The 12,700-nt window shown below is 66.0% G+C and carries 13 protein-coding genes; 8 read left to right on the plus strand and 5 right to left on the minus strand.

Annotated features, from left to right (window positions below; genetic code table 11):
• Window positions 1–3 precede the first annotated feature (3 nt).
• The gene (ligA, locus tag QP996_RS06355) at window positions 4–2,031 is read left to right on the plus strand and encodes an NAD-dependent DNA ligase LigA (protein WP_284871768.1); all 2,028 of its coding nucleotides are present in this window, start codon (window positions 4–6) and stop codon (window positions 2,029–2,031) included.
• A 219-nt stretch (window positions 2,032–2,250) separates the two neighbouring features.
• Here ligA and QP996_RS06360 read toward each other — a convergent pair whose 3' ends face one another.
• The 3 genes from QP996_RS06360 to QP996_RS06370 are packed head-to-tail and all read right to left on the minus strand — an operon-like array spanning window position 2,251 to window position 4,437.
• Window positions 2,251–3,264, minus strand: a complete 1,014-nt coding sequence (locus QP996_RS06360; protein WP_284871770.1) for a serine hydrolase domain-containing protein — start codon at window positions 3,262–3,264, stop codon at window positions 2,251–2,253.
• Window positions 3,264–3,722: an ArsR/SmtB family transcription factor gene (locus QP996_RS06365; protein ID WP_284871771.1), complete on the minus strand. Its 459-nt coding sequence runs from the start codon at window positions 3,720–3,722 to the stop codon at window positions 3,264–3,266. Before QP996_RS06365 ends, QP996_RS06360 begins: the two co-directional genes overlap by 1 nt.
• Window positions 3,723–3,771: 49 nt before the next feature.
• Window positions 3,772–4,437, minus strand: coding sequence for an ACT domain-containing protein (locus QP996_RS06370; RefSeq protein ID WP_284871772.1), 666 nt, complete (start codon window positions 4,435–4,437; stop codon window positions 3,772–3,774).
• An 82-nt stretch (window positions 4,438–4,519) separates the two neighbouring features.
• Between QP996_RS06370 and QP996_RS06375 the strand changes: the two genes are divergently transcribed.
• The 6 genes from QP996_RS06375 (at window position 4,520) to QP996_RS06400 (ending at window position 10,384) form a co-directional block, all read left to right on the plus strand.
• On the plus strand, window positions 4,520–5,659 hold the full coding sequence (locus QP996_RS06375; RefSeq protein ID WP_284871773.1) for a cytochrome P450: 1,140 nt from the start codon (window positions 4,520–4,522) through the stop codon (window positions 5,657–5,659).
• Window positions 5,660–5,726: 67 nt separating this feature from the next.
• Window positions 5,727–6,026, plus strand: coding sequence for an Asp-tRNA(Asn)/Glu-tRNA(Gln) amidotransferase subunit GatC (gene gatC, locus QP996_RS06380; protein ID WP_085956585.1), 300 nt, complete (start codon window positions 5,727–5,729; stop codon window positions 6,024–6,026).
• Window positions 6,027–6,032: 6 nt separating this feature from the next.
• Window positions 6,033–7,514: an Asp-tRNA(Asn)/Glu-tRNA(Gln) amidotransferase subunit GatA gene (gene gatA, locus QP996_RS06385; protein WP_284871775.1), complete on the plus strand. Its 1,482-nt coding sequence runs from the start codon at window positions 6,033–6,035 to the stop codon at window positions 7,512–7,514.
• On the plus strand, window positions 7,468–8,799 hold the full coding sequence (locus QP996_RS06390; RefSeq protein WP_284871776.1) for an MFS transporter: 1,332 nt from the start codon (window positions 7,468–7,470) through the stop codon (window positions 8,797–8,799). The genes gatA and QP996_RS06390 overlap by 47 nt, the downstream gene beginning before the upstream one ends.
• Before the next feature lie 10 nt (window positions 8,800–8,809).
• A complete protein-coding gene (locus QP996_RS06395) occupies window positions 8,810–9,841 on the plus strand; it encodes a 6-phosphofructokinase (RefSeq protein ID WP_284871778.1) in 1,032 nt (343 codons plus the stop codon).
• An 18-nt stretch (window positions 9,842–9,859) separates the two neighbouring features.
• Window positions 9,860–10,384, plus strand: coding sequence for a mismatch-specific DNA-glycosylase (locus QP996_RS06400; RefSeq protein WP_284871779.1), 525 nt, complete (start codon window positions 9,860–9,862; stop codon window positions 10,382–10,384).
• Here QP996_RS06400 and QP996_RS06405 read toward each other — a convergent pair.
• Window positions 10,342–11,145: a PrsW family glutamic-type intramembrane protease gene (locus tag QP996_RS06405; RefSeq protein WP_284871780.1), complete on the minus strand. Its 804-nt coding sequence runs from the start codon at window positions 11,143–11,145 to the stop codon at window positions 10,342–10,344. The two genes, QP996_RS06400 and QP996_RS06405, sit on opposite strands and share 43 nt — an antisense overlap.
• A complete protein-coding gene (locus QP996_RS06410; protein ID WP_284871781.1) occupies window positions 11,145–11,666 on the minus strand; it encodes a hypothetical protein in 522 nt (173 codons plus the stop codon). Before QP996_RS06410 ends, QP996_RS06405 begins: the two co-directional genes overlap by 1 nt.
• Window positions 11,667–11,744: 78 nt before the next feature.
• Between QP996_RS06410 and QP996_RS06415 the strand changes: the two genes are divergently transcribed.
• Complete coding sequence (locus QP996_RS06415; protein ID WP_284871782.1) at window positions 11,745–12,692, plus strand: GNAT family N-acetyltransferase; 948 nt, start codon at window positions 11,745–11,747, stop codon at window positions 12,690–12,692.
• The last annotated feature ends 8 nt before the right edge of the window (window positions 12,693–12,700 follow it).

Below are 12,700 nucleotides of genomic sequence, written 5' to 3' on the forward strand. Positions count from 1 at the left end.
GCCGTGAGTGAAATTTCCGCTGATCTGCACCGCGAATGGGACGAGCTGGCCGCGAAGGTGCGCAAGCACCGGGACCTGTACTACAACGGCCAGCCGGTGATCACCGACGGCGAGTTCGACGAGCTGTTCCGCCGCCTGCAAAAGCTGGAGGAGGACCACCCTGAGCTGGCCGTGCCAGACTCACCGACGAAGGAGGTCGGCGCACCCGCCACCGACACCGCGTTCGCGGACGTCACCCACCCAGAACGCATGATGAGCCTGGATAACGTCTTCAACGAAGACGAGGTGCGCGAGTGGCTCGCCAAAGCCCCCGGCCCGTACCTCACGGAGTTGAAGATCGACGGACTGTCCATCGACCTCGTCTACGAAAACGGCGAGTTGACCCGCGCCGCCACGCGAGGCGACGGCACTACCGGCGAGGACATCACCGCCAACGCGCGGGTGATCGAGGACATCCCGCAGAAGCTCACCGGCGACGCCCCGGCGTTCCTCGAGGTCCGCGGCGAGGTGTTCATCCGCCCCGAGGACTTCCCGGAGCTCAACGAGCTGCGCCAGAAGGAAGGTGGCAAGCCGTTCGCCAACCCGCGCAACACGGCGGCTGGTGGGCTAAGGCAGAAGAACCCGGAGGACGTCAAGAAGCGAAAGCTCCGCATGATCTGCCACGGCATCGGCGCGCGCGAGGGCTTCAGCCCCGAAACGCAGTGGGAGGCCTACGAGAAGCTCGCCGACTGGGGCCTGCCGGTCAGCGAGTACACGCGCCGGGCGGAGACGGCCGACGAGGTCATCGAGGCCGTCAATTACTGGGGCGAGCACCGCAACGACGCCATCCACGAGATGGACGGCCTGGTGGTCAAGGTCGATAGCGTCGCTGAGCAGCGCGCCCTGGGTGCGACCTCGCGCGCGCCGAGGTGGGCGATCGCGTACAAGTACCCGCCGCAGGAGGTGACCACGAAACTCAACGACATCGAGGTCTCCGTCGGCCGCACCGGGCGCGTCACCCCGTTCGCGGTGCTGGAGCCAGTGTTCGTTTCCGGCTCGACGGTGTCCATGGCCACGCTGCATAATCAGCACGAGGTCAAACGCAAGGGTGTGATGATCGGCGACACCGTCGTGGTGCGCAAGGCCGGAGAGATCATCCCGGAGGTGTTGGGCCCGGTCGCGGATCTTCGCGACGGCACCGAGCGCGAGTTCGTGTACCCCGAAAACTGCCCCGTCTGCGGCACGAAGCTCGCGCCCGCCAAGGAGGGCGACGCGGACTGGCGCTGCCCGAACACCCGCTCCTGCCCCGCGCAGCTTGCAGCCCGCTTGGAGTACATCGCCTCGCGCGGCGCGTTCGACATTGAGGCGCTCGGGGAGAAGGGCGCGCAGGACCTCATCGCCTCCGGCGTGCTCGAAGACGAGGCGAAACTCTTCGACCTCACCGAGGACGACCTGAAAAAGTCCAGCGTGTACACGCGCAAGGACGGCGAGGTCAACGCCTCCGGCAAGAAGCTTCTGGCCAACCTGGAAACCGCCAAAAACGCCGACCTGTGGCGTGTCATCGTGGCGCTTTCCATCCGCCACGTCGGCCCCACCGCGGCGCGCGCGCTCGCATCGCGCTTTCACTCGATGCGCTCGCTTATCGACGCACCTACGGCCGACCTCGCCGAAACCGACGGCGTGGGCGACGTGATCGCCGAAAGCTTCAAAGAGTGGTTCACCGTGGACTGGCACCAAAACATCGTGGACACCTGGGCCGCGGCCGGCGTGACCATGGAGTCCGACGATCAGGACCGCGCCCCACAGACCCTGGAGGGACTGACCATCGTCGCCACCGGCACGCTGGAGGGCTTCACCCGCGATGAGGTGAAGGAAGCCATCCTCTCGCGCGGTGGCAAGGCGGCCGGCTCGGTGTCGAAGAAAACCGATTACGTGGTCGTCGGCGAAAACGCCGGCTCCAAGGCCGCGAAGGCGGAGGAGCTGGGCCGGCCGATCCTTAACGAGGAGCAGTTTGTGCAGCTGCTCGAGGGCGGGCCAGAAGCGCTCGCATAAGCCGAGCGGCGCTCAGCCCCACCAGGACCGCCGCCCACACGGCGATGGCCCACCACAGCCAGATAGGGAACTGGCCGTTCCAGTTCACGCCAAATGAGAGCATCCACACCACAGCTGCGGTTATGACCGCGTTAACCACGGCGTAGGTGGGGCTTTTGGCACTCCGCATGGTGCTGAAAGTCACGGATCCAAGCAGCAGCGCAATCATGACAAGTGCGATCATCGTGTCTCCTTCATAAGGTCGACGCCCAGGCGATCTACCCATGCGTCAGTGTCGCCTGCGACAAACGTGGCCCGGCTGTCATCATCACGCTCGGGATCCCACACCAGCATGGTCCGGAATCCGCCCGTACCACCGTTGTGGAAAGTGATTTCCTGGCCGTCCTCGTCGAGATCGCCCCATCCATAGTTAGGCACACCATGCGAGGACACCCACTCCACGTATTTCGCCATGTCAGCTGCCGTGGAGCGGATTGCGCCCGCTGGTGCCCAGCCGTCCATGTCCCACGGCCCGGCGTGGTGCCCGTTGGCCGACAACCCGGTAGGGGCACCGTCGATGGTGCCCGGCAGCGCCACATACGTCGAGGTCATGCCAGCGGGTTCGAAGATGCGGGTGCGCAGCAGTTCGTCGTACGGAACGCCAGCGTGAGTGGCCAGTAGTTGGCCGAGCAGCGCGTGACCGTAGTTCGAGTACTGCTTCTCGCCGCGGTCCTTCAGTTGGGCGGCGCCGGCTGCGTCAATAATGTCCTGGGGTGTATCGCGGCGGTACGGGTTGCCGCCGTCACGGAGATTGGCCATGAACAATTCTTTAAAGCTGAGGCTTTCGGTGGTGGCCAGACCGGAAGTGTGGTTGAGCAGCTCTTCCAAGGTCACGTCGGAGATGGGGGCGGAGGGGACGTCGATAAGCTCCCGCACCTGGGTGTCCAGGCTGAGCTCTCCTTCTTCAATGAACTGGCGGACCAGTTCCGCGTTGAAGGTTTTGGTAATCGAGCCGATTTCGAACTCGGTGTGCTCGTCCGCGCCGAGGCCGCCGAAGCGTGTCTCGCCGCCGTCGTAGGAGAACGCGGCGAGGTTGCGGTGGCCGTTCTCCGCGAGATGCTCGAGGGCGGAGGAAATTTCGGGATCGCCTGTGTGCTCGGTGGCCGTCGAAATGTCCCGGGGGCCGGTTGAGAGTAGCGCCACGGCGGTGACAGCGGCGGCGATGACCCCAACGGCGATGTCTGTGGCGCGCATTAGTGATCCTCCCCGGCGATGACCATAGTCATGAGGGGGACTATGCGGGCAGGGGGAATCTTGAAAACCCCGTCCTGTTTGTGCACCCAGCCGGCGGCTTGCAGCTCTTTCAGGTGGTGGTAGGCCGTGCCTGTGGAAGAGACCAAGTCCGACTCCACAAGCTCCGTCACGGACGCGGGCGCTGCCAGCAGGTGGCGCAGGATCGCACCGCGTACCGGGTGCGCGAGCGCGGCGATGCGGGCAATCGCGTTATCCCACGGCTGGTCCGTAATCCAGGCTGTCGGGCGAGCCCACGTGTAGGTGTACGTGCCGGTCGGCAGCGCGATGTCGCCGGTGAAGGACACCGTCCCATCGTGGTTGCTGTCGGCGTGAACGTCGGGTGAGTGGGGAAGTGATGCTTGTTCGAGCGCGTCAATGCGCGCTTCTATGGCGGTTAAGCGTGCTTCAAGCGGTTGCATAGTTTCTAGTATTTCAAAATTCTAGAAACTGTGCAATGGCGCTTGTGTGCTAGCGCAGCATTGCTCCGGTGATGCAGCCGAGATCGCCGATCTCGCGCACCTCGGACGCCAGGAAATCCGGCCCGCCGACGCGGCCGACAACCAGCACCATGTCGGTGCCGTGCAGGGGAGTAATCGTCAGTGAGGTACCGAGTTGGAACCAGGACTCCGGGGCCCAGACATCGAAGTCGGGTTGGAGGATGCGGGCGGCCTCGACAGGCGGCATCTGTGGGGTTGACCCGTCGTCTTCCGGTGCGGCGGGGGAGGCGGCGGCGCGGGTGAGCCCCTCGTCGGAGGTGCGCAGCACCACGGCCCAGGATGAGGTCACGGCGCTCGGCATGACGTCCACGAGCTCGCTGAGCCGATCCTCGACGCTGCCGGATTTCGCCGCAACCTGGGCGAGCATCTGGATCTGCCCGCGGCGGTCCACACGGCCGGTGAACGGGCGGATGGAATCCACCTCGGCGCCGTCGACGGATCCCACGGCGGTGATCAGGGTGTCCACCATCACGCCGGTGGGCAGGGTGACCACGATGTCGTCGGTCACGGTGCCGTCGGTGGAGGATTCCACGATGTCCACGGAGTTGATGTCGGCATCCACCATGCCGAAGGCCTCGGCAAGCTGGCCGAGGCTGCCCGGGACGTCGGGGAGAGATACGCGGATGAGGTACGACATGGCCTTATTTATAGCAATTCGGCCGATCCCGAGCGGGTGTACATTCGAAAATCCGACAACTTTCGAACGGAGGAGAACCAGAATGGATCGCACTGCCATTCCGCAGACCACACTCGCCGGGGCCGAACCACGCGCTGTCGGGGACGCGTTGCTTCGCGACGGCGCGAGGTTGGCTCGCGACGGCGAAGAGGTCGTCGTCACGGGCAACGCTCTTGCGCGTGAAGTGGCGGAAAACCCGGAACAGTTCTCGTCGGGTGTGTCGCGTTTTCTGCAGTTGCCCAACGGCCTCGACGGTGAGAAGCACACCGAGATGCGTGCGTTGATCGACCGCTACCTCACTGCAGAGGAGGTCGGGCAGCTCGATCCGATGTTCCGTGAGATCGCGCGGGAACTGGCTGAAAAGTCGGTGTCGGCCGGTGAGGTCGACGCTGTCGGCGACTTGGGCGCCCAGTACGCGGTTCGGGCGATGACCGCGTGGCTCGGATGGCCAAGCGAGCTCAACGACACCCTTGTGGAATGGGTGGCGGACAACAACGCGGCCACCCGGTCCGGCGAGCTCGAGCGCACCGCAGCTGTCGCGGAGCGTTTCGACGACATCATCCGCTCTGTGGTCGAACCGCTGCAAGACAACCCCGGCGATTCGGTCACCTCGCGGCTCGTCCACGACGACAGCCTTGGACGCCGTCTGGAGTTCGAAGAAATAGTGTCCGTGCTGCGCAACTGGACCGCGGGCGATCTGAGCTCAATGGCGTACTGCATCGGCGTGGTGCTTGACGCTCTCATCCAACACCCGGAGCTGCAAGACCGCCTCGCTGGCGGCGTGTCACAGAAGGAGTTCACCGCGATTGCCGACGAGATTCTCCGTGCCGATTCGCCGTTTGTGAGCAATCGGCGTGTGACCACATGCCCTGTCTCGCTCGGCGGGCACGACCTACCAGAAGGACAGCGTGTGCGCATCCACTGGACCGCAGCGAACCGGGATCCGGATGTGTTCGCAGACGCGGATGGATTCGAGCCGGATGCTCACGCGGATGACAACCTGGTCTGGGGAGCGGGCCCTCACGCGTGCCCCGGCAAGGCGCTGTCGATCGTCGAGCTGCAGGCGTTCTTCGAGGAGTTGCTCGCGGCCGCGGAGGTCACCAGCACCGGCGAGGGTGAGCGTGAGGTTCACCCGGTGGGCGGCTGGGCGTCGTTGCCGGTGCGCCTTACCGCCCGCGGGTAATCGAATTGCTGTGACGTAAGATGAGGCGCGTCATACGCAACCCACGCGATGTGGAAGGGATGGGACTGTGGCTGAGATTTCACGCGACGAGGTGTCGCGCATCGCACGCCTGGCGCGAATCGCGCTGAAGGACGAGGAGCTGGACGATATTGCCCAGCAGCTGGACACGATCGTGGACGCGGTCTCGAAGGTGCAGAGTGTGGACACCGAGGGTGTCACGCCGATGAGCCACCCGCACTCCATCGACGCAGGTATGCGCGAGGACGTGGAGAAGAAGACGCTGACGCAGGCAGAGGCGCTGGACCAGGCTCCGGCCGTGGAGGAGGACCGCTTCGTGGTGCCGCAGATTCTCGGAGAGGGAGACTAGAGACTAATGACGCAGTACACGATTCCGGCCGAAGGTCTCGTCGCTAAGCCAGCGCACGAGCTCGCCGCAATGATCCAGTCCGGCGAAGTCACCTCCCGCGAGGTCACGCAGGCGTTTTTGAACCGCATCGCTGAGGTCGACGGTGAGCTTGGCGCCTTCCTTCACGTCGGTGCCGAGGAGGCGCTCGCGGCCGCGGACAAGGTGGACGAGCAGGTCAAAAACGGCGATGAGCCGGCCTCCGCGCTCGCGGGCGTGCCGCTGGCGCTCAAAGACCTGCTGGTGACCACCGACGCGCCGACCACCGCCGCGTCCAAGATGCTCGAGGGCTACATGAGCCCGTACGACGCCACCGTGGTGGCCAAGCTGCGCGCCGCCGGCATCCCAATTCTGGGCAAGACCAACCTGGACGAGTTCGCCATGGGCTCGTCCACGGAGAACTCCGCCTACAAGCAGACGAAGAACCCGCACGACCTCGAGCGCGTCCCAGGCGGCTCCGGTGGCGGCACCGCGGCGGCGCTCGCGTCCGGCGAGGCCCCGCTGGGCATCGGCACCGATACCGGCGGCTCCATCCGCCAGCCGGCATCCCTGACCGGCACCGTGGGCGTGAAGCCGACCTACGGCGGTGTGTCGCGCTACGGCGTGATCGCCTGTGCGTCCTCGCTCGACCAGGTGGGCCCGTGCGCGAATAACGTGCTGGATACCGCGCTTTTGCACGAGATCATCGGCGGCCACGACGAGTTCGACGCCACCTCCGTGGACCGCGAGGTGCCGGCGCTCGCCGACGCCGCACGTGAGGGTGCGAAGGGCGACCTCAAGGGCGTGAAGATCGGCCGCGTGAAGCAGTTCGAGCGCCCCGGCACGCAGGAGGGCGTGAAGGAAGCCATTGATAAGGCCTACGCGCAGCTCGAGGCGCAGGGTGCAGAGATCGTCGAGGTGGATTGCCCCAGCTTCGAGGACGTGATGGGCGCGTACTACCTGATCCAGACCTCTGAGGTCAGCTCCAACCTCGCGCGCTTCGACGGCATGCGCTACGGCCAGCGCGCCGGCGACGACGGCACCCGCTCCGCCGAGGAAGTCATGGCCGCCACCCGAGGCGAGGGCTTCGGCGCCGAGGTCAAGCGCCGCATCATCCTGGGCACCTACGCGCTGTCCGTGGGCTATTACGACGCCTACTACCTGCAGGCGCAGCGCGTGCGCACCCTTGTGGCGCAGGACTTTGCCAAAGCATTCGAGCTTTGCGACGTCATCGCCGCTCCGGCCGCTCCCACCACCGCGTTCAAGCTGGGCGACAAGGTGGACGACCCGTTGGCGATGTACAACTTCGACCTGTTCACCCTGCCGCTGAACCTGGCCGGCCTGCCCGGCATGTCGGTGCCGGCGGGCGAGGCCTCCGACACCAACCTGCCGGTGGGTCTGCAGCTGATCGCCCCGGCCTTTGAGGATGCGCGCTTGTACCGCGTGGGTGCCGCTTTTGAAGCCGGCCGTTAATCCCTGGAATACCCTCGCAGCCCTGGCTGCGGGGTATTTTCTTGTCTTGATCGATCAGGGCTTCATGCCCGTGATCACCCCGCTTTTGCCTTTCGACGTCAGCTCCGCCGTGTGGCTTACCAGCATTTACCTGCTGTGCACAGTGGCGCCGATGCCGGCGACGGGCAAGCTCGGCGACGCCTTCGGCCAACGCCGCGTCTTCCTCATCGGGCTGGCCATCTATGTGGCCGCCCTGGTGTTCGCCGGTGCGTCCTGGTCCTTCGGCTCTCTAGTGGTGGCCCGTGGCCTGCAGGGGTTGGGTGCCGCGGTGTTTTTGCCGCAAGCGTTCGGGCTGATCCCGCGCGTGTTTGCCGAGGATAAACAGGGCCGGGCGTTTGCCGCTTGGGGCGTGATCGGCTCTGTGGCGTCGCTGATCGGCCCGGTGGTCGGCGGGGCAGTGGCAGACGGCTTCGGCTGGCGCGCGGCGTTCTTCGCCCAAGCCGGGCTCGGCGCGGTGGCGTTGCTCGCCGGACTGATCGCCCTGCCGCGGTTGCCGCGCAGCGGTGAGCGGGTGACCATGCTGCCGGTGCTGCTGTCTTTCGGCGGGCTGGGGCTTTTGGTGTATGGCATCCAGTTCGGCCAGTGGCCCTCGATCCTCTTCGGCGCGCTGCTCATCGGCGTGCTGGTGCTCTCCGCCCGCAACGGCACCGACGACGGGTTCCTGCCGGTGGAGCTCATGCTCAACCGCTCATTTGCCCTCGGCGCGCTGGGAGTGGCCGCAATGGGCTTTACCGTGGCGTCGATGTTCATCCCGCTGATGTACTGGCTGCAAAACGTGGCAGGTGCTTCACCGACGGCCTCCGGCGCCGTCACCGCGCCCATGTCCGTGTTCGCGCTCGTGCTCACCCCGGTTGCCGGGTACCTGACGGACCGGCGCGACCCAGGCAAGCTGTGCGCCGTGGGCTTTAGCGTTTCTGCGGCGGGCCTGGCGCTTGCCATCGCTTTGATCCACACCGGGGCAGGCGTGTGGTGGTTTACCGCCGTGACCTCACTGTTGGGCATCGGCGGCGCGTTCGTGTGGGCGCCCAATGCGGCGGTAACCATGCGCGGTATCGCAGAGCACGAAACCGGGGCCGCCTCCGGGCTGTACAACACAGCCCGCCAGGTCGGCTCCGTCCTCGGCGTGGCGCTTGTGGGCATGGTGTTGGCCTCCGGCGCTATCGCATCCACCGCCGGTTGGGCACTTGCGCTGCCGTTAGCCGCGATGCTGATCGGGGCAGTGTCATCGCTTCGTCTTCGGGGGTAGCCTGGCAGGTATGCGACTTGCCACTTTGACCTCCGGCGGCGACTGCCCCGGCCTCAACGCTGTCATCCGCGGCATCGTCCGCACCGCTAACACGGAGTTCGGCTCCACCGTCGTGGGCTACCGCGACGGCTGGGTGGGCCTGATGGAGGACCGCCGCGTCGACCTTTACGACGACGCGTATATGGACTCCCTCCTGCTTCGCGGCGGCACCGTGCTGGGCACCGGCCGCCTGCACCCGGACAAGTTCAAGGCGGGACTGGACCAGATCAAGGCCAACATCGACGACGCCGGGGTGGACGCGCTTATCGCCATCGGCGGCGAGGGCACGCTCAAGGGCGCGAAGTGGCTCTCCGACAACGGCATCCCGGTCGTGGGCGTGCCCAAGACCATCGACAACGACGTCGCCGCGACCGACTACACCTTCGGCTTCGATACCGCCGTGTCCGTCGCCACCGACGCCATCGACCGGCTGCACACCACCGCCGAGTCCCACAACCGCATCCTCATCGTGGAGGTCATGGGCCGCCACGTCGGCTGGATCGCCCTCCACGCCGGCATGGCTGGCGGCGCGCACTACACCGTGATCCCGGAGGAGCCGTTCGACATCGCCGATATCTGCAAGGCCATGGAGCGGCGCTTCCAGATGGGGGAGAAATACGGCATCATCGTCGTCGCCGAAGGCGCGATCCCCAAGGAAGGCACCATGGATGCCGGGCTGGGCGAGGAGGACGAGTTCGGCCACAAAACCTTCAACGGCATGGGCCAAATCATCGGCGACGAGGTGAAAAAGCGCCTCGGCTACGACGTACGCACCACCGTGCTCGGCCACACCCAGCGCGGCGGCACGCCCACCGCCTACGACCGTGTGCTGGCCACCCGCTATGGCGTCCACGCCGCCCGCGCGGCGCACAACGGCAACTTCGGCCAGTGTGTGGCGCTGCACGGCGAGGACATCGAGTTGGTTCAGCTCGAAGACGCCGTGGCACAGCTCAAGACCGTGCCGGAGCGCCGCTACACCACCGCAAAGGCGATGTTCACGTAGGGCTCGCACGCTCACGCTATGAAAAACCGCATCCCTGACCCCTGTCGCCTGCTCATCGTCGGCATCAACCCCGGCCGCCTCACCGAGGAGGTGGACGCGCCCTTTGCCTATCCGGGCAACCGCTTCTGGCCGGCGCTGGAGGCCGCGGGCATCACCCCGTACCGCGTCCACGCCAATGAGGGGCTTTCGGAAGAAGACGCGGCCATGCTCGCCGAACGCGGCATCGGGTTTACCAACCTGGTGGGCCGTATGACACCGAAAGCGTCTGACCTGACCAAGCAGGAGTTGGTTGAGGGAGGGGAGGTGGTTCGCGGAGTCGTCGCAAAGCACAAGCCCAAAGCCGTCATGTTCGCAGGCATTGGCGCCTATCGCGATGCCTATCGACGACCAAAGGCCACCCGCGGCCTCCAACCCGAAACCCTCGCCGGAGTGCCGGTGTGGGTGGTGGGCAACCCCAGCGGGCTCAACGCGCACGAGTCGGTGGACACGCTCGCCGAGAGCTACCGGGAGGTCTGGGAGGCGACAGCGCGGGAGCGGCGGTAGAGCCAGATCAACAGCACCCACAGCAAGATCGTGACCGCGATCGAGCCGACGAGACTCGCGACGCCGGGGAGCTCTTTGGAGGCGTTGAACGCCCCGTGGAGCGCGGCGGCGAGGAGGAACCAACCGATGAGCCGCGACACGCGCCAGCCGAGAGGCTGATCGGTGCGGCACAGGAATTGTCCGAGGCCCCACGCCGCCAGTCCGGTGTACACGGCGTGCGAGAACGGGCCCATGACAACCAGCCAGACCATGGACGCGACACCGTCGAAGTACTCGGACTGCAGATCTAGCGCCGCTGCGATCGCGGAATTGTTCACGGTCTCGGCGACGGTGTATCCCGCGCCGACGGCCATGCCGACCACCGCCGACTCGATGGGTCGGCGCACCGGCGCGAAAGCGGCGATGACAAGGAACGCAGCCAGTAGTTTGGCAGTCTCCTCCGGAATCGAGGAAAACAGGTACGTAACAGCGTCGGGAAGCTGCTGCGTCGCGGCGAGGTAAGCGGAGTTGACCGGCGGGACGACGCCGCAGAGGGCCGCACCCGCCAGCAGGCTGGCGGGCAGCCACCATGGAGTCTTCGGCCGTCCGGGGTGGCGGCGCAAAAGTAGCCATGCCGCCGCGAGGGAGATAAGGACGAATGCCACAGCCGCGGCGCCGAACGTGGGCGTCCACGGCACCTGGGCGAGTGTGTATAGGTAGCGCGCAACGCACGCGAGGATGAATAGGCCACCAACACCTTGGAGGATGAGGTTCTTCTGCACTATTTAGCCTCCTCTGCGACAAGACGCTCGACGATCTCCCGGCCGGCATCGTCGGGCGCCGTGGCGTATACCGTGAGGTCGCCGCGCTCTACGGCGGCGATGGACAATTCATCGCGGTGCACTGCGTACACCCCGGGCGCGGGGCGCTCGAGCTCGTCCGTGTCAATCCGCTCGCCGTTTGAGGCCTGCCAGTACATGCGCGTGACCGCGTTGGCGCGCTCCGCCTCGTCAGTCATGGTGTAGTCGGCGCGCAGCTGGATTTTCGTGCCGTCGCAGTCCCACCTCCACGTGCCTGTGCCGTCACCCGCACTGTCGTTGGCAGAGGTCTGGGTGCATTGCAACGCGTTGCCGTCCGCGTCGTGCAGCGTGATGCCACCGGCGGACACCTCCGTGGTGGCGGGATCGCCTTCCTCCGTTGCCGCCTGGGCGACAAACGGGGCGGCGAGGATGAGTGCTCCGACGGCGACGATGCCGAGCGTGCCGGTGCGGGTATTTCTGTCAGAAAAATCGGGGTATTTCACTCGGGGACACTATAGGGAACTGCTCTCTCATTCGCAGTGTGCAGCTATATGTACCGCCCCTGCAGTAGCATCGCTGAAATGACGCTGCTTGACCAGATGGCCAGCGCCTACGAGGCGTGGATGCCACTTCAGCTTCGCGAGTGGTACACCGCAGACCAGCGGCGTGAGCTCGCTATGGAGGAGATGCGCCCGCAGGCCGAGCACACAGCAAACGCGGAGTTTGGGGCCAGCTTCCGCGACCACCTGAAACCCCTCGGCGGGCCGGACGTGCCCGACCCGCTGGCATGGGCGAACCGGCGCGTGGAGTTCGCTGACGGGCACTGGTGCGTCGCGGGGATCCGCTTCCTGGGGCTGGACCCGGAAAAGCCGTTTGTGCACGTTGTCGCAACGTCTGTGCCGCCGCGGCACGACGGCCTAGACGCGTACGCCAAGCAGCTGCACCACAAATTCGCGGACTTCGGCCCGCTGGCCATCCGCTTCGAGCTGCCGAACCCGCCGGAAGACGCCGACATTGACCAGTGGATCATCGCCGGGCTCGTTTCCGAGCTGCGGCGGAAACCGCGCCGCCCACAACACGAACGCGTCCGCCTCACCTCAGCAGACCCCTCTGAGACGGCACCATATGCCGATGAGGTGCTCGGTAACGTCGCAACGCAACGGCCCGAAGTACGCACCTGGACGGAGGCCGCGACCCTGGAGCAGCTGCAAAGCTGCGAGGAGACCGGTGCGCTATGCACGATCGAGGTAGACGGGCAGCGCGCGGGCATCATTGCGGCGGCCCGCGACGATGCAAACGGCATGCGCGGCTTCCAGGTCTACGAGTTCCTCCTCGACGACAATGCCCGCGGTCGCGGCCTCGCACCCGTGGCGATGCAGTTGCTTTGCGACGTCCTGCCGGCCAATCCCGGCGACACTTTGTGGGGGACGGTGCACGTGGGCAATGGGCCGTCGATAGGCAATGCGCTCGCTGTCGGCCGTGAGAAGACGGCCGCATTTGTGTGGGTGCAGAGACGGGGCGAGCTGTAGCGCGGGGA

Origin of the sequence: Corynebacterium sp. MSK008, assembly GCF_030232585.1 — a bacterium.
In the GTDB taxonomy this organism is placed as follows: Bacteria; Actinomycetota; Actinomycetes; order Mycobacteriales; family Mycobacteriaceae; genus Corynebacterium.